General features: G+C 40.4%; 17 protein-coding genes and 1 CRISPR repeat array. Of the genes, 13 read left to right on the top strand and 4 right to left on the bottom strand.

Going from position 1 to position 23,859, the window contains the following annotated elements; translation table 11 throughout:
• Positions 1-174 precede the first annotated feature (174 nt).
• On the top strand, positions 175-3,387 hold the full coding sequence (locus H6G75_RS14075) for a type I restriction endonuclease subunit R (protein ID WP_190980671.1): 3,213 nt from the start codon (positions 175-177) through the stop codon (positions 3,385-3,387).
• Between the two features lie 12 nt (positions 3,388-3,399).
• Here H6G75_RS14075 and H6G75_RS14070 read toward each other — a convergent pair whose 3' ends face one another.
• Positions 3,400-3,852 (bottom strand): MerR family transcriptional regulator, encoded by a 453-nt coding sequence (locus tag H6G75_RS14070; RefSeq protein WP_190980670.1) that lies wholly within the window; start codon positions 3,850-3,852, stop codon positions 3,400-3,402.
• A gap of 81 nt (positions 3,853-3,933) precedes the next feature.
• Here H6G75_RS14070 and cas12k point away from each other — a divergent pair, with 81 nt between their 5' ends.
• From cas12k to H6G75_RS14045, 5 genes are all read left to right on the top strand, one after another.
• The gene (gene cas12k / locus H6G75_RS14065; protein ID WP_190980669.1) at positions 3,934-5,853 is read left to right on the top strand and encodes a type V CRISPR-associated protein Cas12k; all 1,920 of its coding nucleotides are present in this window, start codon (positions 3,934-3,936) and stop codon (positions 5,851-5,853) included.
• Positions 5,854-6,305: 452 nt separating this feature from the next.
• Positions 6,306-6,919: direct repeats of the CRISPR family, unit length 37 nt; unit sequence GTTGCAACCGTCCTCTCAGCAATGGGAGGGTTGAAAG.
• Between the two features lie 950 nt (positions 6,920-7,869).
• Complete coding sequence (ndhL, locus tag H6G75_RS14060; RefSeq protein ID WP_190980668.1) at positions 7,870-8,082, top strand: NAD(P)H-quinone oxidoreductase subunit L; 213 nt, start codon at positions 7,870-7,872, stop codon at positions 8,080-8,082.
• Between the two features lie 24 nt (positions 8,083-8,106).
• The gene (locus H6G75_RS14055) at positions 8,107-8,421 is read left to right on the top strand and encodes a DUF3007 family protein (RefSeq protein ID WP_190968382.1); all 315 of its coding nucleotides are present in this window, start codon (positions 8,107-8,109) and stop codon (positions 8,419-8,421) included.
• Between the two features lie 180 nt (positions 8,422-8,601).
• The gene (trpA, locus tag H6G75_RS14050) at positions 8,602-9,399 is read left to right on the top strand and encodes a tryptophan synthase subunit alpha (RefSeq protein WP_190980667.1); all 798 of its coding nucleotides are present in this window, start codon (positions 8,602-8,604) and stop codon (positions 9,397-9,399) included.
• A 300-nt stretch (positions 9,400-9,699) separates the two neighbouring features.
• Positions 9,700-10,338 carry a heterocyst differentiation related protein gene (locus H6G75_RS14045; RefSeq protein ID WP_190980666.1) on the top strand — a complete coding sequence of 213 codons (639 nt, stop codon included), beginning with the start codon at positions 9,700-9,702 and terminating at the stop codon, positions 10,336-10,338.
• Positions 10,339-10,611: 273 nt separating this feature from the next.
• On the opposite strand, the gene H6G75_RS14040 is transcribed toward H6G75_RS14045, so the two are convergent.
• Entirely contained in the window at positions 10,612-10,980 is a 369-nt protein-coding gene (locus tag H6G75_RS14040; protein WP_190980665.1) for a hypothetical protein, read from the bottom strand.
• A 246-nt stretch (positions 10,981-11,226) separates the two neighbouring features.
• On the opposite strand from H6G75_RS14040, the gene H6G75_RS14035 reads away from it, so the two are divergent.
• The 6 genes from H6G75_RS14035 to H6G75_RS14010 all read left to right on the top strand — a co-directional run bounded on the left by H6G75_RS14035 (position 11,227) and on the right by H6G75_RS14010 (position 19,596).
• Positions 11,227-11,391 carry a hypothetical protein gene (locus H6G75_RS14035; protein WP_190980664.1) on the top strand — a complete coding sequence of 55 codons (165 nt, stop codon included), beginning with the start codon at positions 11,227-11,229 and terminating at the stop codon, positions 11,389-11,391.
• 211 nt (positions 11,392-11,602) lie between these two features.
• Positions 11,603-12,931, top strand: coding sequence for a tetratricopeptide repeat protein (locus H6G75_RS14030; RefSeq protein WP_190980663.1), 1,329 nt, complete (start codon positions 11,603-11,605; stop codon positions 12,929-12,931).
• Between the two features lie 208 nt (positions 12,932-13,139).
• The gene (locus tag H6G75_RS14025; protein WP_190980662.1) at positions 13,140-13,889 is read left to right on the top strand and encodes a peptidylprolyl isomerase; all 750 of its coding nucleotides are present in this window, start codon (positions 13,140-13,142) and stop codon (positions 13,887-13,889) included.
• Positions 13,890-14,559: 670 nt separating this feature from the next.
• Positions 14,560-15,189, top strand: a complete 630-nt coding sequence (locus H6G75_RS14020; RefSeq protein WP_190591688.1) for a helix-turn-helix domain-containing protein — start codon at positions 14,560-14,562, stop codon at positions 15,187-15,189.
• Positions 15,179-17,908 carry a peptidase domain-containing ABC transporter gene (locus H6G75_RS14015; RefSeq protein WP_190980661.1) on the top strand — a complete coding sequence of 910 codons (2,730 nt, stop codon included), beginning with the start codon at positions 15,179-15,181 and terminating at the stop codon, positions 17,906-17,908. Before H6G75_RS14020 ends, H6G75_RS14015 begins: the two co-directional genes overlap by 11 nt.
• Before the next feature lie 173 nt (positions 17,909-18,081).
• Positions 18,082-19,596, top strand: a complete 1,515-nt coding sequence (locus tag H6G75_RS14010; protein ID WP_190980660.1) for an HlyD family efflux transporter periplasmic adaptor subunit — start codon at positions 18,082-18,084, stop codon at positions 19,594-19,596.
• A 415-nt stretch (positions 19,597-20,011) separates the two neighbouring features.
• Here H6G75_RS14010 and trmB read toward each other — a convergent pair whose 3' ends face one another.
• Positions 20,012-20,650, bottom strand: a complete 639-nt coding sequence (trmB, locus tag H6G75_RS14005; RefSeq protein WP_190980659.1) for a tRNA (guanosine(46)-N7)-methyltransferase TrmB — start codon at positions 20,648-20,650, stop codon at positions 20,012-20,014.
• 417 nt (positions 20,651-21,067) lie between these two features.
• Here trmB and H6G75_RS14000 point away from each other — a divergent pair, with 417 nt between their 5' ends.
• A complete protein-coding gene (locus H6G75_RS14000) occupies positions 21,068-22,174 on the top strand; it encodes a metallophosphoesterase (RefSeq protein ID WP_190980658.1) in 1,107 nt (368 codons plus the stop codon).
• Between the two features lie 195 nt (positions 22,175-22,369).
• Here H6G75_RS14000 and H6G75_RS13995 read toward each other — a convergent pair whose 3' ends face one another.
• On the bottom strand, positions 22,370-23,584 hold the full coding sequence (locus H6G75_RS13995) for an FIST N-terminal domain-containing protein (RefSeq protein WP_190980657.1): 1,215 nt from the start codon (positions 23,582-23,584) through the stop codon (positions 22,370-22,372).
• Between the last annotated feature and the right edge of the window lie 275 nt (positions 23,585-23,859).

Genomic DNA, 23,859 nt, shown 5'->3' with positions numbered 1-23,859 from the left:
AACAAGTAAATATTATTGATAAGCTGTTTTTGCTCTTAAGTAATACTAATTAAGTAATCATTAAGGTTTTGATCAGCAAAAAACCATTTTCTTGAGACATTATAAGTGATACTTGCTACTTTCCCAATCTCAAAGCTATCAATATAATACCTACCTGTATTACCTATCACACCCATGAGTGCCGAATATTCCGAAGACCACTTGGTGCAAAAAACTACCGCTAACTTCTTTGAACAAACCCTGAAATGGCACTCAGTTTACGCGTACAAAAAAGAAACTTTCGGCACTAACGGTACACTAGGACGCAAAGATAAACGAGAAGTTGTCCTCACACGCTATCTTCGCCAAGCATTAGAGAAATTTAATCCTGGTCATCCACAGCAAGTATACGACGATGCGATCGCACAATTCACCACATCCAATATTTCAGACCAATTAGTTACCATCAACCAGAAAAAATACCAACTCATCCGTGAAGGTATCCCAGAGAAACCCTACAACAATCCAGAGGGTGAAACCATCAATCCCCGCCTCAAAGTGATTGACTTTCAAAACCCCGAAAATAATCATTTCCTAGTTGTGCGGGAGTTGTCTATTAAAGGTTCTCTCTATTCCAAACGGCCTGATATCATCGGTTTTGTTAATGGAATTCCTTTACTATTTATTGAACTTAAAGCCACCCACCGCAACGTCAGAGTAGCTTACGAAGACAACTACACCGATTACAAAGACACCATACCCGGAATTTTCCATCACAACGCCATAGTCATGTTGAGTAATGGAATAGAAGGGAAAGTTGGTAGCATCACCAGTCGTTACAGCCACTTCCAAGAATGGAAACGTCTAGAGGAAGAGGAAAAAGGCAAAGTTGACTACCAAACAATGGTAATGGGGATGTGCCGTAAAGACAATTTCCTCGACATCATTGAAAACTTCATTCTCTTTGATGACAGTAGCGGTAAAACTATCAAAATTCTAGCTCGTAATCACCAATTTCTTGGTGTCAACCGCGCATTTACCGCCGTTCAACAAAGGGAAGTTCGAGAAGGTAAACTTGGTGTTTTTTGGCATACTCAAGGTAGCGGTAAATCTTACTCAATGGCATTTCTCACTCGCAAAGCCCACCGCCAATTACCAGGTAATTTTACCTTTGTCATCGTCACAGACCGCCAAGAATTAGATAATCAAATCGTAAAAACCTTCGCTGGCATTGGTGCTATCAAAGAGACTAATACTCAAGCGGCTAGTGGTGAACAATTAGCTGAATTACTCAAAGACAACCATCGCTACGTTTTCACGCTTATTCACAAATTCAACAAACCAGGTGAGACTTACTCCCTCCGTCCCGATATTATAGTCATCTCCGACGAAGCGCACCGTACCCAATACGGTAAACTTGCGGAAAATATGCGCCAAGCCTTACCCAATGCGTCTTTCATCGGCTTTACTGGTACACCCTTGATGGAGTCGGAAGAAGACCAACTTACCCGTCGAGTTTTCGGTGGCTACGTTTCCACCTACGATTTCCAACGTGCTGTTGAAGATGGTGCAACTGTTCCCCTCTACTACGACAATCGAGGCGAAGAATTATATTATGACGACAAAGGTAGTCAACGCCAGGTTGCAGCTTCCGAGGAACTAAATCAACGCCTCGCTACTGCTATTGAACAATTTGAACTCGACGCTGAACAGGAAGAAGCTGTCCGTCGTCGCTTGGGAGGAGAATATCTCATCCTCACCGCCGAAAAACGTTTAGATCGAATCGCCCAAGACTTAGTAGCTCACTATACCCAACGTTGGCAAACAGGAAAAGCCATGCTTGTTTGTCTAGATAAAATTACCTCCGTGCGAATGCACGGACTTATCGATAAATACTGGAAACAAGCAATACAAGCACACAAACAATTAGTCAAACAAGCTGCTGATGAACAAGAGGAAGTGGAACACCAGCAACATCTGCAATGGCTGGAGTCAACCGAATATTTAGTTGTAATTAGCGAAGCCCAAAACGAAGTTAAAACTTTCAAAGATTGGGGTTTAGATATAATTCCCCATCGCCAAATTATCAAAAGTCGCAATCTAGAAGAAGAATTTAAGAACGAAAAACACCCTTTCCGCTTTGCGATTGTCTGCGCCATGTGGTTAACAGGCTTTGATGTCCCCAGCCTTGCCACATTATATATAGATAAACCCTTACAAGGACATACTCTCATGCAAGCGATCGCCCGTGCAAACCGCGTCCATGAAGGTAAAAATAACGGTTTATTAATTGATTACAACGGTATTTTAACAAGTCTCCGTGCCGCCCTTGCAAGATACTCTCGTGCAGAAGTAGGAAGCGAAGATGAAAGTATAACACCTTACAATGATTTGAACAAATTACAAGAAGATTATGCGATCGCACTTCAAAGTTGTATTGACCACATCGCCAATCTGGGGTTTGACTTGCAAGAATTGGTAGAAACAGAAGGATTTGATAAAATTGCTGCTTTGTCTAGTGCAGTTAATACAGTTTGTACTAATGATGAATCTCGCGCCCGCTTTGAAGTATTAGCAAGGGAAGTGTTTAAGAAGAAACAGGCGCTAATTACTGAACCGAAATTAACTGCACCTTACCAAGGAAGATATAACGCCATTGAGCAAATTTACAAACACTTACACGAACAACACAAAATATCTCTCGATATCAACGCTGTTCTCCGTTCCTTACAAGGTATTGTTAGCGAGTTTATCAACGTTGATACTTCCCGTCTTCCAGGTTCAGAGTCAGGCAAAACTTACAATATCAGCAATATAGACTTTGAGTTATTAAAAGCAGAATTTGCCAATTCTCCAACTAAAAATACCTCAGTTCAAACTTTGAAAGAAGCCGTCGAACGCCAACTTCAGCGAATGATACAACAAAACCCATCTCGCATTGACTACTACACGCGCTATCAACAAGTTATGCAAAACTATAACCGCGAAACCGACCGAGTAGCCATTGAGCAAACTTTTGAGGAACTGCTGCAACTTGTCAAAGACCTGTCCGAAGAAGATACTCGTGCTGTCCGCGAAGGTTTAAGTGAAGAACACCTTGCCGTTTTTGACTTGCTTTGCTCATCTAAAGATAATTTGGATACCAGAATTAGAAACCGCCTCAAACAAGTTGCTCAGTCTTTAATTGAAGCCGTGAAATCACAATTACAGCAACTAGAAAACTGGCGAGATAAGGAATCTACAAGAGCCACAATTAAGAGTTTTATTTACGATTATTTATACAGCGAAGACACGGGTTTACCTGTAGATGCCTACGATGATAGGGATGTAGATAACCTTAGTAATATAGTATTTCTCCATATTTATCAGCAGTATAAAAGTGCTAATAAACATCCTTATGCAGCGTAATATTACTTAATATTACTTGCTAAAGCGTTTGAGATTTTGGTGTAAGAGTTCGTGAATGCGATCGCACCAAAAGGGAATCACAGTTTGTCCTTGACAAAGTGCTTCTAGGGCAGCTTGTTTATCAAACTCTGCCATTTGCAAAGGTTGTTCATGCGATCGCGTGGGTAATAACATGAGTCGCTTCATCTTTTCTTCTGGGACAGACTCATCAAATAGCCAAGGTTCCTTTTCCCGCAGTGTTTCTAATGCTGCATGGCAAACCTCAAAATTTAACCCGATTGATAGCAACTGTTCCATTACCGTTAACGCCAACAGATCAGCTTTGGAGTAGTAAACATTACGACCTTTGCCACTACTGTTAACAGTAGGTACTATAACTCCCTTCTCTCGCCAATACTGCAACTGGCGGCGAGAGCAATGAGTAATTTCTGCTGCTTCTGTGCTTGTGTAGAACTTTCCTTCCATAAGATTCATCCTATAGAAGCATCTCTTAAAACACATTAGTTTTCTGTACAACATAATGTGTTTTTATGGTATTTTATTTTTATGAGCCAGATTACTATTCAATGTCGCCTAATTGCCAGTGAATCTACCCGCCAACAACTCTGGAAGTTAATGGCAGAATTGAACACACCCCTAATTAACGAACTGCTTCAACAACTTAGTAAACATCCAGATTTTGAGAAATGGCGAAAAAATGGCAAACTGCCCTCAACAGTTGTTCACCAGCTTTGCCAATCACTGAAAACTGACCTTAGCTTTACAGGTCAGCCCAGCCGTTTGTATTTATCAGCAATTCATGTTGTGGATTACATTTACAAATCTTGGTTAACCATTCAAAAACGTTTACAGCAACAGCTTGACGGCAAAATACGCTGGCTAGAAATGCTCAACAGCGATGCTGAATTAGTAGAAATTAGTGGTTGCAGCTTAGAGGCTATTCGTACTAAAGCTGCTGAAATTCAGGCAATAGCTACACCAGAATCTGACTCTAATATTCCTGTAACTAAAAGAAGAAAGACAAAGAAATCAAAAAAAATATCTGCTTCCAATCCTGACAGGAGTTTATCTCATAAATTATTTGATGCTTATCAACAAACTGACGACATACTCAGTCGTAGCGCCATTAGCTACCTACTGAAAAATGGCTGCAAACTCAATAATAAAGAAGAAGACCCTGAAAAATTTGCTAAACGTCGCCGTAAACTAGAAATCCAAATTCAAAGACTCACAGAAAAACTAACAAGTCGAATTCCTAAAGGTCGGGACTTAACCAATGCTAAATGGTTAGAAACACTTTTCACTGCTAAAACTACTGTTCCAGAAGATAATGCCGAAGCCAAACGCTGGCAAGATATTTTGTTAACCCGCTCAAGTTCTCTTCCTTTTCCCTTAATTTTTGAAACGAACGAAGACCTAGTTTGGTCAAAAAATGAAAAAGGTAGGCTCTGTGTTCACTTCAATGGCTTGAGTGATTTAACTTTTGAAGTGTATTGCGATCGCCGTCAACTACATTGGTTTAAACGCTTCTTAGAAGACCAACAAACTAAACGCAAAAGCAAGAATCAACATTCTAGCGGTTTGTTCACTCTCAGAAATGGTCGTTTAGCTTGGCAAGAAGGTGAAGGTAAAGGTGAACCTTGGCAAATTAATCGATTGACCCTTTATTGCTGTGTAGACAATCGCCTGTGGAGTGCTGAAGGAACAGAACAAGTTCGCCAAGAGAAAGCACACGAGATTACCAAATTCATCACCAAGATGAAAGAAAAGACAGACCTGAGTAATACTCAGCAAGCTTTTATTCAGCGTAAACAATCTACACTAACTCGCATAAATAATTCCTTCGAGCGTCCTAGTAAACCCCTGTACCAAGGTCAATCACACATATTGGTTGGAGTAAGCTTAGGGTTAGAAAAACCTGCAACTATAGCCGTAGTCGATGCGATCGCAAACAAAGTTTTAGCTTACCGCAGCATCAGGCAATTACTAGGGGAAAATTACGAACTCCTAAATCGTCAGCGAAGACAACAGCGATCACTATCCCACGAACGCCACAAAGCACAAAAAAGTTTCTCTCCCAATCAGTTTGGCACATCTGAGTTAGGGCAGTATGTAGACAGATTATTAGCTAAAGAAATTGTAGCGATCGCGCAAACTTATAAAGCGGGTAGTATAGTTTTGCCTAAATTAGGAGATATGCGAGAGATTCTCCAAAGTGAAATTCAAGCCATAGCTGAAACAAAATGTCCTGGCTCCGTAGAAATCCAGCAAAAATACGCCAAACAGTATCGAGTCAATGTTCATTCCTGGAGCTACGGCAGATTAATCCAAAGCATTCAAAGTAAAGCTGCTCAGATAGGAATTGTGATTGAGGAAGGTAAACAACCTGTTCGTGGCAGTCCCCAGGATAAAGCAACAGAATTAGCCCTCTGTGCTTATAATCTCCGCCTAACTAAGCGAAGTTGACAAATATCTGAACCTTGATAATGGAATAATATTTAATAGCGCCGCAGTTCATGCTGCTTGCAGCCTCTGAACTGTGTTAAATGAGGGTTAGTTTGACTGTAGCAATACAGTTTTGCTTTCTGACCCTGGTAGCTGCTCACCCTGATGCTGCTATCTTCGGATAGGATAGGTGCGCTCCCAGCAATAAGGGCGCGGATGTACTGTTGTAGTGGCTACCCAATCACCCCCGACCAAGGGGGGAACCCTCCCCAATTCTTTATTTGACGCACCAAAGACAGGTTAAAATTCTGCTCTTGGTTCGCGCAAATCCTGAAAACCTAATCCTACAAGGAATTTTAGTTAGAAATTTTTTTTGTAGACAATTCAAAAATTAAATCCTGGGAGGATTTTCGAGAAGGTTGGCGCAAGTCGGATCTGAAAACCCTTATATGAAAGGGTTAAAGATGGCAGCCGTTGCAACCGTCCTCTCAGCAATGGGAGGGTTGAAAGACTGGACTTTCGATGATTTCGCACAAGTGCGTGACGTTGCAACCGTCCTCTCAGCAATGGGAGGGTTGAAAGTTGAATGCTTTGGGCTATGGCAGCCTACAAGATTACCGTTGCAACCGTCCTCTCAGCAATGGGAGGGTTGAAAGTATTGAGTGACACGGTATCACCTGCTGCTTTCCCGTTGCAACCGTCCTCTCAGCAATGGGAGGGTTGAAAGTGGCTATGTGGTCAAGGTGCAAAGGTGTGAAGGTGTGGTTGCAACCGTCCTCTCAGCAATGGGAGGGTTGAAAGTCCGCAGTTTCACGCATCTGTAGGTAGCGATACCGTTACAACCGTCCTCTCAGCAATGGGAGGGTTGAAAGGCCATCATTACGTAGAAAAATACAAGTATTTGCAGGTTGCAACCGTCCTCTCAGCAATGGGAGGGTTGAAAGCATTGTATGTGAACGCCTTCATTTTTGCTTGGGTGGTTGCAACCGTCCTCTCAGCAATGGGAGGGTTGAAAGAGTAGCAGTCAGCGCAATTGTGAATAAGGCAGCGGTTGCAACCGTCCTCTCAGCAATGGGAGGATTTAAAAATCTGTTAGATGTGGGATTAGTGTTAGGTTTCAGTACTTGTTAAAGTTAGGGCGGGTTGAAAGCAAGTCCCTTCACCCCCTCGTTCTAGTTGCTTTGTATAATAATTACATAGTGAACTGTTGGCGACATGAATTTGTCACCACTAACCTAGAGAAATATAATTTGTCACAACGACAGTTAATTTGGCTCAATGACAACAATTTGTCACTGATGACAAATAATTAGTCACTGTACATTAGGTGATACTAAGCAGGCTTTGTTTAACTTTGTTTTTAGTGGGGGTGGAGGGACTTGAACCCTCACGACCGTTTAAGGTCAACGGATTTTCATTCTCTTGCAGCTTTCACTACTACCTAGGATTTTTAATTACCTTTTGGTTTTGAGAATTGGACTCTCCCTTTACCCTCGCCTTTACGTTAGGGTAGCTCCCGTCGAGTCTCTGCACCTTCCTAAAACTTCGAGTATTTCAACTCAGTAATTGCTTTAGGCTTGGCTCAGGATTGCCTTGTCTGAAAACAGATTTAGGTTTCCCTGAGTTTGAGAGCTTCCACTTGAAGAATTTCTTCATCAAGGCTCAGTTGTCTAAGTCCGTAGCGTCTGCCATTCCGCCACACCCCCAAGTTTACTTAGGAGCCAGTTATTTTTTGAAGGTAACAAATACCCCCTCATCTATTCCACCATCAATTGTGCATTTTGTGAACTAGGTAAGAAAAATTTTGTCTGTGTTGGGCGATCGCATTACTTTTGGCAATCTCTCACTTCTGACAAGCATCTTCACCTTGGTGTTACAAGTACACACATCAGACACTGGCTTTGCTATTGTAGCACTATCCTAAGATTTGTCCAGTAAAAGAGCAGAATTTTTGGAAAGTTACATAAAATAGGACTCTTCAGCCTATGATGAAAAACAGATGCACCAAATGGCCTTGTCTACAAAGAGAGAAAACCTATGATCGTAGCCCTGCTGTATCTGATTTTGGCTGGCGCTTATTTATTAGTCCTTCCTGTGGCTGTAATGTTTTACATGAAGCTGCGATGGTATGCGGCGACTTCTGTTGAGCGTGCTTTTATGTACTTTTTGGTTTTCTTCTTCTTTCCCGGTTTGTTGGTTCTGTCGCCCTTTGTGAACCTGCGACCACAACCGCGCAAAATTGAAGCTTAACAAGATTGGTAGGTCATAACTCTCATGCGACGCATCGACGCTCTTGTAATTGGTTTAGGCATTTTTATTGCTGGTGGCTTGGCTTATGTGGGATTACAACTTGTGGGCTTAGATGCTCAACAAGCTGGGATATGGAGCCAAGCTGTGCTAGTGGTGATTGGCTTGGTTGGTTGGGTAAGCACTTATGTTTACCGCGCTGTGAATAAAAATATGACCTACCATCAGCAACGGGAAGACTATGAACAAGCGTTTTTCCAAAAGCGGTTGGAAGAACTTACACCAGAAGAACTAGCCAAAATTCAAGCCGAGGTTGAACAAGAAAAGCAATCTCAGGTTTAAAGTGATCATTTTATGAGTCAATAGTCAATAGTCGGTGAAGAAGGGAACAGGGAACAGGAAACAGGGAATAGTGTTTCTAGTTCTGGGATTCCAAGATATTGACTTCCATCAGTATTACCCGTTTTCTTGTTGCTGATTCATTCTTTTGACTGTTGACCCTTGACTTTTGATTTTTGACTAATGACCGCCATTTCCGATCGCTTTGAAACCTTAAAACGGAATCAAGAGTGCGCTCTGATTCCGTTTATTACTGCTGGTGATCCAGACTTAGCAACCACCGCATCCGCTTTGAAAATTTTAGATAGTAGCGGTGCTGATCTGATTGAGTTGGGTGTACCTTATTCTGATCCTCTGGCGGATGGGCCAGTGATTCAGGCGGCTGCTACCCGCGCTTTGCAACAGGGAACCAAGTTAGAAGACGTTCTGGAAATGTTGCAAGATATTACCCCCAGTTTGCAAGCGCCAATTATTTTGTTTACTTATTACAACCCAATTCTGCACCGGGGTATTGAAAATTTTCTCCAGCAAATTGCCAAGGCTGGGGTAGCAGGATTGGTAGTACCTGATTTACCTCTAGAAGAAGCAGCTGGCTTGCTCAAACCTGCGGGTGAGATCGGGATTGATTTAACTTTATTGGTAGCACCTACTAGTTCGGCTGATAGAATCGAAGCGATCGCTCGTGCTTCCCAAGGATTTATTTATTTAGTGAGTGTGACTGGTGTAACAGGGATGCGATCGCAAATGGAAACACGCGTATCTGATTTACTCCAGCAAATTCGTAATGTTACGAATAAACCCATCGGAGTTGGTTTTGGAATTTCTCAAGTTGAACAAGCCCTTCAGGTAAAAGATTGGGGAGCAGATGCCGCAATTGTTGGTAGTGCTTTTGTCAAACGTTTAGCAGAAGGTACTCCTGAAGAGGGATTAAATGCGATCGCTCAATTTTGTCAAAGCCTGAAAGTCGCTCTACGCAGTTAATCGGGAGTAGGGAAAGTCAGGAAAGAACAAATGACCGTTGACTCTTAACACATAACTTTCTTGCCACCTCAGAAAAAGTAGATTAAGAATGTATAACAGTATAGTTTTTTTACCCTGATTTAGTAGACAATTTCACCTTTATGGTCTTGAATATTAACAGCAGATTGCAGGCTGTAAAAAAACTAGCTGATACTGTCGCTTATACTTTAAGTGTTTAGGTGAATTTGAGTAAGTAAAAGATTATGAGTGTGAGAGTGTGTCAGTCACAAACAATTACGTCGCAGCTGAGGGACAAAGGCGATGAGTGAGAGTATGGCATTTATCGGTGGAGTCGCTGTGGCTGGGCTGGCGGCGCTTGTTTTGCTCAAGGGAACAAATAATCCCTTACAACCTAACTTTACTGTTACCCCCCAAATGCCCACTGTAGTTGCACCCCAGCTACAGCCGCCTATGCAGTATCCGTCTAACTACGGACAACCTTATCCGAATACTCAGCCACCTACCGCGTCTAACCCTGAGCTACGGGCAGAGTTTGAGCAGTTAAAAGCTGAGTTAAATCGTTTAAGAACCGACAATGAACAGCTAAAAGGCGCAAATCAACGACTATTGGACAATCAAAATGCCCAACAGTTGTTATTAGCACAGCAAAATAGCCAAAAAGCTGCATCTGAAGTATTACAACCTCAAAACGCTTGGTGGACTTCACCAATTGTTTGGGCTGTGGGAGGCGCAACGTTGACAGTTGGTGGCGGTATTGTAGTTGCTGGAGTCTTGGCTTTATTTGGGCCGCGCAGCCGTCCGACTCGCACAGTGCAGGTAATTCACCCGTATCAAGGTTCTACTCCGCCTTTGGTTCCTGTACGACGCGCTGAATTTCTTCCGCCTTCTCGTCAAGAAGCTAGACGAGTCGAAGCGCCAGAATACGACGAAATGCACTAGTACAAGAAGGCAAAAGTAAAAGGTCAAAAGGAAAAAGAAGGAATAGTGAGTCATACTACCAGCCTTTTAGTAATTCCAGATGGTCTGTTTATGTGCGCCAATCTATACTAGTCAGGACACAGGAATTCAGAAATATAGAATTCAGCAGACTTCACCCACCCCAGGATGAAGCTTTTACAAAGAATAAAATTTAATACTAATTTTGCCTACCAAGAGCAAGGTTTGAAACTTAATATTTCAGATACTTAAAGACGAGTTCGTGATAAATTCTTTCTAGATACTGGCTTCTGAGTTCTGAATTCTTATTTGGAAAATGCTTGCCTTGTTAGATAAAACATTTAGATAAAGCATGAGGTGAAGTTTTGCCTTGATGCTTAATTTTTTTATTTTTGTTCTAAGGATAATCAAAAAAATCAGTTTCTCCCTAATCTTCCCTGTTAGCAGGTAATGGGAGGTTTTTTGCTTGGAAGTCCCTAATGAGAATCGGCTAAGGACAAGAGAAGGAAGAAAAAGAGACATAATTAATTCTATTCTGCCGACATACTGCACTAGTAATACCGTTTCTTGATGAAGATGCAACTTATTGAGACTCATATCCCCGACTTCTTGAAGAAGTCGGGGATCTTTTGGTTCAGGAATCATTTAGAAATACTAGATATGTCTACAGAACAAGTTCTGATTATTATGCTCTGCCCTAAAATTGTTGTACCTGAAGTAGTAAATATCAACTCAGATTTTCAATTTTAGCTCCAGAAAATGCGATATTTTTGTCCCGATTTATGCTGGGAATTCTCTTGCATTTCAAGATTCAAGAAAGCATGATGTTAATAAGAAGAGACGAAACAAAGTTTCTTCGTTAAAACAACTTGAATCTTGAGGTTTATTATCATGGCTGAAATTAAAATTACTCAACTGAAATCTGAAAAAGCTGCTGATGAAATCGTTGACTTAAAGTCTAAAGCTGCAAAAGATTCTCCAGAATTTACAGCTTTCACAACTGTACGTGGTGGTGTTGCTTTTGCAGTTGCTAAATGGTCTTCTTTCTTAGCGTAAGATAAGAAAAATTTTCCCAAATAGTTCTGAAATACACAATTTTTGTTGCTGATTTTAGAACTATTTTAAAAGCAAACTTTCACAGTGACATAGTTAGTTCCATAACCTCATGTCACTGTGATTCATTTCATATCTAGTTACTTGTCTAACTGTTACTAGATTTTTGTAGTACTTCAATAGCTACATAATAATGGACATCAGGAGAGATATTATGCTAACTCTTAATAGTTCACCTATTGCTTGGTTAAATCGACAATATTTTGATTTAGGCCCTCTTAATGGCGGCAAACCTCATCATTATGGAATTGAATTTAGTTATAACAGTTTAATTAATAACACTACACTTCCTTATACAGTTCAAGTTAATGTTTCGCCTTTCTTTCGAGAATCTCTGGTAAAAGAAACTGGGATGTATCAATACCATGTTAATCATCCACTACAGTTAGCAAAAGAATTACGCACTGAGCGTTGGGAAAAGCTTTGTGAGTATTTATCTAACTATCAAGAACTACCCAATATCACCAAATTACGGGTGATGAACTTATTACGTAGCTTGTGCTTTCATCGAGTAGTAAAAGAGTATATCCCAGAAATATCTAATGATGAAATTGCTAGTAATGTGGAACTTGCTACTCTTGCATGGTGTAGGGCGCTTTCTAGCTTGATTACGCACTTTGACGATCGCACCTTTGATTATATTCAAGAAATTGCTGCGATCGCTACTCATGCGCCATCGGGAAGTAAGGTAAAAATCAACGCTGGCTTACAAATGGTAGTTGAGTATTCCAAAATATTTGGCGATTTAGCTGCGGCTGAGTTTTGGCGTGAAGAAGTTACCAAAGATATTGAAATATTAAAACCTTCACTCAATGAGTTTGAATATAACTTGTTGATGAGTATGTACTATCGTTCTGTTTCTTTTGTACCATTTTTACGCAGAGATAAACAGAAGGTAGTTGAAGAAATGGATTTATGCGAGTCTTACGCCAGAAGTTTAAAACCTGAAAATGAATTGCAACAAATTGTTGCACGGGAAAATCTCAGCTTGTGTATGGAAAGCCGTTCTAAAGAGTCTATATGGCTAAAGGATCTTGATTTAGCAGAAGAACGAGTACGTCTGATAGTCCAGCTAGAGCCTCTAGAACCGAGATATCATTTAGAATTGGCGGAAGTTTTAACCAAACGTGGCAAACTCGAAGAAGCTGCTAAATACTATCGTTCAGCCACAAGATTAGGCCCTCCAGGAACTCCAGTAGCTTGGTTTATGGCTGGTCAATGTCATGAAAAAATGGGCGAATTAGAATTAGCTAGTGATTGTTATCTGGCTTCTCTAGAAATCGAACCAGAGGCTATCTCAGTTGTTCAACACCTAGCTAATATAGCACCTAGTTTGGGAAATCCTGGTCTGGTAAATTGGAGTAATTTACGTTTAGCAGAACTGGAAGAACAAAAGCAACAATTACAACCAAAAGCCGCACCTAACTTCCAAAGTGAATCCTTATCTGCATTAAAGCGATCGGCTGATAAAGTATTAGTTTAAGATAACAACTAAGCTATGGCAGTCCTCAATGATTAATAATTGTATTTGTCAGAGTAAACTGCCATACTGCACCCTTACAAATTTATAAATCAAAGAGGACTCCTATAGTAATTTACAAACATCTCTACCTTGTCCACCTTGTCTCCCTTTCCTCTTTTGTCTCTTTCATTCACCTACCAAATAAAACTTTTATATATCCCTATTTGAAATGACAGACTCTATCTTAATTACCAGTCAGGATATTTTACATCAACTAAAACTATCTTGTAAGCTGCCAGAAATTATTGAACAAATTACTGCTGATCATGTTGTGAAAGCTGTGGCTTTAGAAAATGGAATTAAGATAGAACCAGAGGAACTGCAACAAGCAGCAGATAAAATTCGGTTAGCAAACAATCTTGATAGTGCGGCTGAGACATGGCAATGGTTGGAAAAAAATTATCTTTCTATTGATGATTTTGAAAAAATTACTTATAGTAGTCTCATTTTTGGTAAGTTAGCAGCACATCTGTTTGAAAATAAAGTTGAAGAATACTTTTTTGCACACCAACTCGACTATGCTGGTGTGATTATGTACGAAGTAATTTTAGAAGATGAAGATTTAGCATTAGAACTTTATTACGCTATTAAAGAAGGTGAAATTAGCTTTTATGAAGTGGCTCACCAATATATCGAAAATATCGAGTTACGTCGTGCTTGTGGATATCGCGGGTTAGTTCGTCGCCGAGATTTATTACCAGAAATATCTGCGGCTATTTTTACAGTTCAGCCACCCCAACTTCTCAAACCAATTTTTACATCAAGAGGAATTCACTTGATTTTGGTAGAGGAAATTATTCAGCCAGAGTTAAATGCTCAATTGCGTCAACAAATTGTGGCATATTTATTTGCAGAATGGCTAAAGCAGCAAACGCAGCAAGTTACATATCAGCTTCAGCTTGAGTCTGTAGGTGGTTAGGAGATAAGGGAGACAAGGTGGACAAGGGAGACAAGGTGGACAAGGGAGAGTGGAGACTTTTCTATAAATAACTGATCAATTGTATCTTCATCTAGAAAGGTTTTAGGATAAACTAAAGAGTTTTTATTTGTACTTTATTAGTATAGGCGTGCTGTAACGCATGTACACATTAATAAAAATTATGCTTGGATAGCATATTAATATCAGTTTGTAAATAATAGAGATACAAAAATAATTTTTATATCTAAATATCGAAGCTGTTTAACTGCGGAATTATCTGCTGAAAAAGTGTCGTCGTTCAATCGTGAAATCTGGCAAAGCTAAGTCTAGCAAGCTAATACAGCTATAAATATGTTGATGCTGAGGTTAATTCAAGCGGTTAATTTAATCAATTTTCGGGACATAAATACTTTAATTGATGTCCCAAAAAATTTTGTTTGCAGATGCGATCGCCTGATCGTTTACATCAGAGATATCACATAGACTTCATCGTTGAATAAATATTCCATCGAGAAAAATATTTAATTGTTTTTACGGAAATTAATTTTTTGTATATGTATTTATAGCCCGGTGCAATTTAATCTGCACCGCTGATTGTCATTTACCTGCTGTCTAATTTGCATTGGGTAAATAACAACAGACATACCATTTGTAGTGCATTTTTACCGTTATGTCGTACAACCAAGCACAATATGACATTGACAGGGCGCAAGCTCCTACAGGTAAGTATTTAACAAAGTTTCAACGCAAACTACTGCAAGAAAATTTACAAAAAGATTTATCTGATTCCTATCGTCAGCGCATTGAAATTATGTTGTTGACAGATGAAGGAAAGTCACAAACGGAAATTTGTCAAATTTTGGGATGTTGTGCGGCTACAGCACGACATTGGATGCACATTGCGCGAATCGGTATGGCGCATCAATGGCAAGATTTCCCCATTGGTCGCCCAAAAGCAGTGAACGAGCAGTATTTAGAGCGATTGAGAGAACTTGTCAGTAATAGCCCCCGCGACTATGGCTATTCTTTTCGGCGCTGGACAGTTAACTGGCTGCAAAAACATCTCGCCAAGGAATTAGGGATGGAAATTAGCGATCGCCATATTAAGCGACTCCTCAAACAAATGGGGTTATCTACATTACCAAAATCCCAAAATGCTGAAGCAACCCAACCTCAGCAAACTCATGGTGCCAAAATTTTGATTAAAGATTTGCGATCGGCAAGATTAACCGATGATAGCGACTTTTCGCCGATGAAGTTCACAAAATTAGGAAGAAATGTAGATATCTATGGTGCATAATCTATCCGTTCAGTTGATCACTCCCGAACAACTCAACGAGACTTTGGGCTGTTCCCTATCGGTAGAAGAATTTCAGTACTGTCTTCAACAAGCTAAATCCCTAAATCCAAAAGTTGGTAAATTCTGGCAAGGCGCAAATGTAGAACCTGGTATCTATATTGTGGTGACAGGCAAAGTCAGGCTACTAGATGATGTTGATGAATTAATTGCCACATTAGAAACAGGAACTTCTTTCGGAGAATTTACCTTATTTCCAGAAGCTAACCTCATACCATATTCCGCCAGAGCTTCTGTTAACTTGCAACTATGTTTTATTCCTGGTGATGTGTTGCAGTCATTGATGGCGAAATACCCCCAAATGCGGGATCATCTCTGGACTAAAGCCTTATCCCGTTCGCCACAACCAACCAGCGCAGATACTTCTTCTCTTCAGACATCTGAGGTGCATCCACACCATCAAATAGATATTGTTGCGCCGCCTATTGAACCTCCAGACAGCAAAAAGATTAGTAAAGCTTACTTCCCCAACCCTAGCCAACGAGTCGGACATTTATGGCAGAGGGTAACTCGACGCTATCCGTTTTTTGCTCAACAAAGTGCTTCTGATTGTGGTGCTGCTTGCTTAGTGATGGTGTCGCGTTATTGGGGTAAACGTTTTAGTGTGAATCGTTTACGAGATATCGCCAATGTTGACCGCAACGGTGCATCGTTGCGAGGATTAGTCATGGCGGCGGAAAGCCTCGGTTTTAACACTAGACCGGTGAAAGCTAGTTTTAATCAGTTAGCCAAGCAAAAATTACCTGCGATCGCTCATTGGGAAGGCAAACATTATATAGTTGTTTACGAAATTACCCCCAACGATGTAATTATTGGCGACCCCGCCATCGGTCAAAAAACCCTCAGCCACAGCGAATTTAAAGCTAACTGGACTGGTTATGCTTTGCTGTTGCAACCAACAGCCGCTTTTAAAGATGCCAAAGAAGCCTCTACACCTTTTTGGCAATTTTTTGGATTAATGAAACCTCACTCGTTGGTGATAGTTGAGGTGTTGATTGCTTCTGTATTTATCCAAATCTTTGGCTTGATTACCCCTTTATTTACCCAGTTAATTTTAGACCGTGTGGTTGTGCAGCGATCGGAACTGACATTAACAGCCGTGGGTTTAGGGTTGCTGATGTTTAACTTGTTTCGCGTCGCCATGATGGGGTTGCGTCAATATCTCTTAGACCACACAGCCAACAAAATTGACTTAGTATTAATTGTTGGTTTTATTCGCCATACATTGCGACTACCTTTGAGTTTTTTCGAGTCGCGCTATGTGGGCGATATTGTCTCCCGCATTCAAGAAAACCGCAAAATTCAAAGATTTCTTTCTGGTGAAGCATTATCTATACTCTTAGATTTATTCACCGTTTTTATTTATGTCGGCTTGATGTTTTGGTATAGCTGGCGTATGGCTTTACTAGTATTAATCATTGTGCCGCCATTCGCCTTATTAGCATTCATCGCCACACCATTTTTACAGAGAATTTCACGAGAAATATTTAATGCTATTGCTAAAGAAAGCAGTTACTTAATTGAAGCTTTAACTGGTGTGCGAACAGTCAAAGCCACAGCAGTGGAACAAAATGTGCGTTGGCATTGGGAAGAGTTATTAAACCAAGAAGTAAAAACCAACTTTGCCAGTCAAGTTATTAGTAATCGACTGCAAATTATTAGTAATACAATTCAAGCTTTGGTAACTACTGCCTTGCTTTGGTTTGGAGCATACTTGGTAATTCAAAATCAATTAACGATTGGGCAGTTGGTAGCATTTAATTTGCTTTTAGTCAATATTATTACCCCATTTCAAAGATTAACGGTTTTGTGGAATCAATTGCAAGAAGTCGTGATTGCTGTAGAACGGATTAATGATGTTTTAGATGCCGAGCCAGAAGAAGATTTACAACATCAATTAAGGCAAAATATTCCTCAACTCCAAGGTAGTATCCGGTTTGAAAATGTGACCTTTCGCTATCATCCAGATAGTGATGTGAATATTTTAGAAAATCTTTCATTTGAAATCAAACCAGGGCAGATGGTAGCTTTAGTAGGGCGGAGTGGTTCAGGTAAAACTACTATTTCCAAGTTAGTTTTAGGGTTGTATCCGCCTACTGATGGCAAAGTCTTAATTGATGGACAAGATATTACTAGTATTTCCTTACGTTCTCTACGTTCTTGTGTGGGAGTAGTTGACCAAGATACCTTTTTATTTGGTGGTACAATTCGAGAGAATATTAGTTTAGGATATCCAGGAGCTACCTTAGCAGAATTAATCGAAGCTGCTAAATTAGCTGGTGCTGATGAGTTTATTAAAAAGCTACCCTTGGGATATGAAACTCAGATAGGTGAAGGTGGTGGTTTGTTATCTGGTGGACAGCGACAGCGAATTGCGATCGCTAGAGCTTTGTTAGGTAATCCACAGCTATTGATTTTAGATGAAGCCACATCCCATTTAGATACTGAATCGGAAAGAATTATTCAACAAAATTTAAATAAGATTCTCAAAGGAAGAACCACATTAGTTATCGCCCACCGCCTTTCTACAGTACGAAATGCAGATTTAATTTTAGTCCTAGATCGAGGGCTATTAATTGAAAGTGGAACTCATGCAGAACTAATGGCTAAACGAGGACATTATTTCTATTTAAATCAACAGCAAATGCAAATTAATGCTTAGTTTTTAATCATTGGTAATAATAACTTACGCAAGATTATGAAAAAACTAACCGCAAAGGACGCAAAGGACAAGAAGTTATAAGAGTTTGAAAGAGTTATTGTATAAGTCTGAATAATTTGTGACTTGTTTAATTATCTCTTCATTTATAACCCCTACTCTCCCAGGAAAAAACTATGACAAATACATTGAATGGTAAAGTATCACATTCAAAAGATATATCTGAACAAGAAATTTTTGATGAAACTTTATTACCAAAAACTGATGATTGGTCTGATGTTACCAGAGAAACTCTTGATAACTTACCCCAAGTTTGGACACGAGGAATACTCTATTTTTTAGTTGTGTTTGTCTCGATAATTTTGCCTTGGACAGTGTTTGCTAAAATTGACGAAACTGGGACAGCGAGAGGTAGAGTAGAAACTCAAGATAAAACAGTTAAACTAGACGCGGCTGTTTCTGGAACGGTTGCTGAAATTCGTGTCCAAGAAGGAGATAAAGTCAAAGCTGGGCAAACTTTATTAATATTAGACTCAGAATTAATCAAATCAGAATTACAGCAAGCCCAAGATAAATTAGAAGGACAGTTAAATCGACTGACGCAATTAAATTCCGCTAAAAATCAACTTTTGGTTTCTTTAGCTACCCAAGAGCAACAAAATCAATCACAACAATTAGAAAAACAAGCACAAATTGAGCAATTCCGGCAAAATCTTCAACTATCTACTAATACTTTTAATTTACAAAAAGCAGCAGGTACAGCGCAATTAAATCAAGCGAAACAAACTATTATCCAAAACGAAAAAGCGAAAAAGTTAGCAGAAGTTAGCTTGGCGATCGCTCAACGGGAACTAGAGCGTTATCAAAAAGCTTTTAAAGATGGAATTGCGGCGGAAGTTAACGTTGTCGAAAAAGAAGATGCTCTGCAAGAACGAATAAAACTTTATGAACAAACAAAGGCAGATATTCAACAGGCAAAATTACGTTTAGCTGAACAACAAAGTAGTTATGAACGGAATATTCGTCAAGCAAATGCCGAAATTGAACAAGCCGAGTTACGGCTCAAAGAACAAGAAAGTAGTTATCAAACTTTAACTCGTTCTGGGAAATTAGCTATTTTAAGAATTGCCGAACAGGAAAAAAATCTCGAAACCGAAATTACATCTTTACAATCAGATATTGCTCAAACTAAAAGCCAAATTGCATCTTGGCAATTTCAATTACAACAAAGAGAAATCAAAGCTACTAGCAACGGAATTTTATTTCAACTACCAATCCAAAAACCTGGAGCCGTTGTTCAATCTGGCACAATGTTAGCAGAGATAGCACCTGCAAATTCACCTTTTATCATTCGCGCCACAATGGCCACAACAGAAAGTGGTTCTTTGCACACAGGATTACCAGTAAAACTCAAATTTGATGCTTACCCATTTCAAGATTATGGCGTAATCTCAGGTGAGCTAATTAAAATTTCTCCTACTACTACAGAAATAGACACACCCAATGGCAAAGTTGCAGCTTATAACTTAGATATTGCCCTCAAACAAACTTGTCTACCTGCTGCTAATAAATGTATACCCTTGCGCCCTGGTGATACAGCCACAGCCGAAGTCGTTATCCGCCAACGCCGAATTATTGATTTTCTACTTGATCCATTTAAGCAGTTGCAACAAGGAGGGGTAAAGCTTTGAAGAAGGCAGGAGTGGAAAGGCAGGAGGCAGGAGGCTGATTAAGCTATTCGGCGTTGCATAAATGCGGGATGAAATCATAAAATTCCACTTTTAAAACTCTTGCTCTTTGCGCCTTTGCGCGGCAGTCGCTTCAAGTCGGGAAACCCGCCCAACGCGCTGCCTTGCCTTTGCGTGAGACAAAAATCATCCCCGTAATCAGCAACGCCAGCTATTCAACACCTAATTTGTAGTGTAAATCGCAGGGGTGCAGATGTGAATTTACCTTTGACGCGTGAAAAAACTAAAGTATGTAACTAAAAGTAAAGTTGCCCCAAACCCTCTTCCCTCCTGCCTGGTTGGTGAGTGAACTTGTACTGAGCGCAGCCGAAGTAGCCGAACCACTACCTCCTGCCTCCTGCCTTCTCACAACTACATATCACCCTTGTTTAACAAACAAAGCGCGATAAACTGGTTCACCTTTATTTTGAGTCGCAATTTCTCGTTCTGTGGGGACTGGTAGGGGATTTTCGGCTAACCATTCATCTGTACCGACTTTTGTAAAGGCTAAGTTTTCCGCAAAGCGATCGCACATTTCTACAGCGATAAACTTCATATCTGATTGCAGAAATACCACTCCACCCACTGCCAAATATTCTGCTAATTCTGCCACTAGTTCTGGTTGGACTACACGCCGTTTAGCATGACGAGTTTTAAACCAAGGATCAGGAAACTGAATTGTCACCCGTTGTAAAATTCCTGGTGCTAAACCAGATAACAAAGGTTGTAAAGAGTTGTTTGCATTGCAGTACAAATAATGCAGGTTGGTTAAACCCAACTCAGAACGCAACTGATTCGCTTCCACTACCAATGGTTCCCGAATCTCTAAACCCAGAAAATTCCAGTTAGGTTCTACCTGCGCCATTTGCAACACAAATCTACCTCTAGCACAGCCAATATCTAAATGTAGTGGTTGGTTTGGTTGTGCATAAACCTTTTCCCACTCTAGGGGATTAACTGGTGTACGATATTTGCGGGCTAATGGGTTAACGTGTTGGCGGACTCTCACAGGGGCCAAAGCTGATACTCCTCGTCAGGATATGCAGATAGAAAATTAAGTATACAATTATATAATAAATTTAATTAAGTAGTTAAATAATTAATACACTATACAATTTTAAAATTATTAAATAGCGCCTAATTATCAAGATAAATTTTGACAATCATCAAAATCATCAGGTGAAATTTCCAGAGATTTGTGAACATAATTAATATTGAAATTTAGGTTTCAAATTTTTGGAAGCTAAAAAATATATTTCTGCTCAATCTTCGGTGGATAAATAGATCCCCGACTTCTTAAAGAATTCGGGGATCTGAATTTTGGTGTATTTACAAATGTTAAGAAATCATTTTCCAGCCGAGTAGACAAAGCAAAGGTTATACTTTGTGGAAAAGGCTTTTTTTAACCTGTATTTTTAAATCTGTCTGCAAATCAATGGCTCTCAATTTTCGCTTTGCTGTAGTCAGCGACTTACACATTGCACTTCCCCATACAATCTGGGATCATCCCAGTCGGTTTCATTTGGTGGAAGTTAGTATCCCAGCTTTTGAAAGTGTCATCGAACATTTAACACAACTTGATTTAGATTTTCTGTTGCTTCCAGGCGATTTAACCCAGCATGGTGAACCAGAAAATCATCTTTGGTTACAACAACGCTTATCTAAGTTGCCATTTCCGGTTTATGTGGTTCCGGGTAATCATGATGTACCTGTAATCATGGCAGATGAGCAATCCATTAGTTTTGCTGATTTCCCGCACTATTACCGCAAGTTTGGCTATGACAATCCTGAGCAAATTTACTACTCTCATCAAGTGTTACCGGGAGTGCGATTAATTGGGTTAAATTCCAATTCTTTTGATGCAGAAGGTAAGCAGTTAGGACTTTTAGATCAGCAACAACTAACTTGGTTAGAAAATGTTTTAGCAACAGCAACAGAAGAGTTAGTGCTAGTGATGGTTCATCACAATGTAGTTGAACATATACCCCAGCAATCGCGTCATCCAATGGGGAACCGCTATATGTTGCAAAATGCACCGCAACTGTTAAAACTGCTGCGTCAATATCAAGTCAAGTTAGTATTTACAGGGCATTTGCATGTTCAGGATATTGCTTGCTCAGATGGAGTTTACGATATTACGACTGGCTCTTTAGTGAGTTATCCTCATCCTTACCGGGTGTTTGAGTTTCGCCAAGATAACTACGGCAGAGAATGGTTGCAAGTATTATCACATCGTGTGGAATCTGTACCGGATTTTCCCAATTTGCAGCATTTATCAAAACAATGGATGGGCGATCGCTCTTTCCCTTTTTTGATGAAATTTCTCACTCATCCACCGTTAAACTTACCATCAGAGCAGGCGCAAGCAATAGCCCCTAGTTTACGTGACTTTTGGTCAAAAATTGCCGATGGGGATGCTGTATTTGACTACCCCCAATTTCCGCAAAATGTCCGTCACTATATTCAAACTTACAGTGCGATCGCTCGTTGTGGTACTCCCCACTTTATTGATAACAACAGTACTTTGTTGTTGGAGAAGTAGAAGAGGCAGGGGGCAAGGGGACAAAGGGACAAGGGGGACAAGGGGGACAAGGGGGACAAGGGGACAAGGGAGACAAGGGAGACAAGGGAGCAATTTTTCTACCTTGTCTACCCCCTCTACCTTGTCTACTCCTACTCAGACTACAGCACTCAGCACTTCGACTCCGCTCAGTGTACAACACTCAGCACTCAGCACTTAAAACTCCGACTGACGACAAATGCCGAATACAGAAGTGTAACCATGTAAAAAAGTATTACCGCCTACAGGGCCAATTTCGCCACCGCAGAAAAAGCCGCCGATGGGAATATTTTGGAAGTAGCGCCTAAATAATGAGGAATCAAAATTAGGTTTACCATAAAGTCCTTCGCCTCGACCGACGCAAGCAAACATTAATGCGGCAATTGCTGAGGATGAAGGCTGTTCTTGGTTGTGATATCTTTCCAGCAGCAACTCTAAGTCTTCTGCGGAAGCTTCAGCATCACGTAAATGAAATTGTAAACGTTGACCGGGACGGACGCGATCGCCAATTGCGATCGCGCCACCTGTGGGATCTACTCCTAAAATACTGCGAATTAAAAAGTCTCCTTGCTGCAAAGACATTTTAAATTCATCCATCGCCACCCCAACAAATAAAGAATGTTGGGCTAAAGTGCGTTCTTGATCACTCAGGCTATTAATTAAATCACGCAACACCACCAAAGGCACTTTTTCATCTAGTTCTAAAATAATGTTGCGTTCGGCTTTGGTAACTTGCATTGGGTTCCCAATGGGGCGACAGCCTTGAGCCACAATGGTTTCTAACACAATATTACCAGTTAAAGCCAAGCCGACAGTGCCTTCGCGGTAAAGGCGATCGTTACAAAATAGTGCCTGTCTTCCACCCATACCGCCACCACTAGCTTGTCCCCCCACAATTACCGAACCGGGATAAGCAAAGTCTAATCCTTGCAAAAGTTCATTAATGCCGGAAGAAAAAGAACTAGACAGCAGGATAAACTGTGGTTTGGCAGATGGTTCCACACCAATTAAATTCACCCAAGCATCTGGCGAACTGTCCAAATCGGGTAATTCATCCGCCAAAATATGAAAAATGCGGAGATTCACCCCCGGTAAATGTGCCAATGTTAAACTTAAAGCTGCTTCTGCTTCAATCTCTTGAGCTTGTCCATCTGATGTAGTTCCAATTACCCCACCACCGCTACAACCAATCATGACGGGTACAGACAGTTTTTCTGCCAATAAAGGTAAAAGCCGAGAATATTCACTAGCAAAAGCAGATGAAATAAATACCAGCCCTAAATCCGCCGGTGCTGTTAATGAAGACGTAGTTTGTTGCACCGCATCTGTAATGGCGGCTTCTAGAGAAGGACGGGTTGATAGGGCATTAGCCCACTGCATTTGATCTGCCATGAAATTTCATCTCTTCCTTTTTCATCGTGCTTTTAGCCCAAGGTTTTGACAAGGTAAAGCGTCTTACCGACTGCCTCACTGCCCTGCTTTACCTCCTGTTAGCGGCCTTTAAAGACAGATATTCATCAAGAACCATTACATGCAATAAATCATGCAATAAATATAGTTTATAGATGCACTTTCGCAGTACTGACTCTATAAAATCTTAAAAGATAGATAAAAATACAGCCTGAATATCCTAATATACCGTGGTTGTCTATCATCAGGCGGCCATA

The organism is Nostoc sp. FACHB-280, assembly GCF_014697615.1.
GTDB lineage: Bacteria > Cyanobacteriota > Cyanobacteriia > Cyanobacteriales > Nostocaceae > Nostoc_B.
The sequence above is the reverse complement of the archived record's forward strand: the minus strand, read 5'-3'. Positions and strand labels throughout refer to the sequence as shown.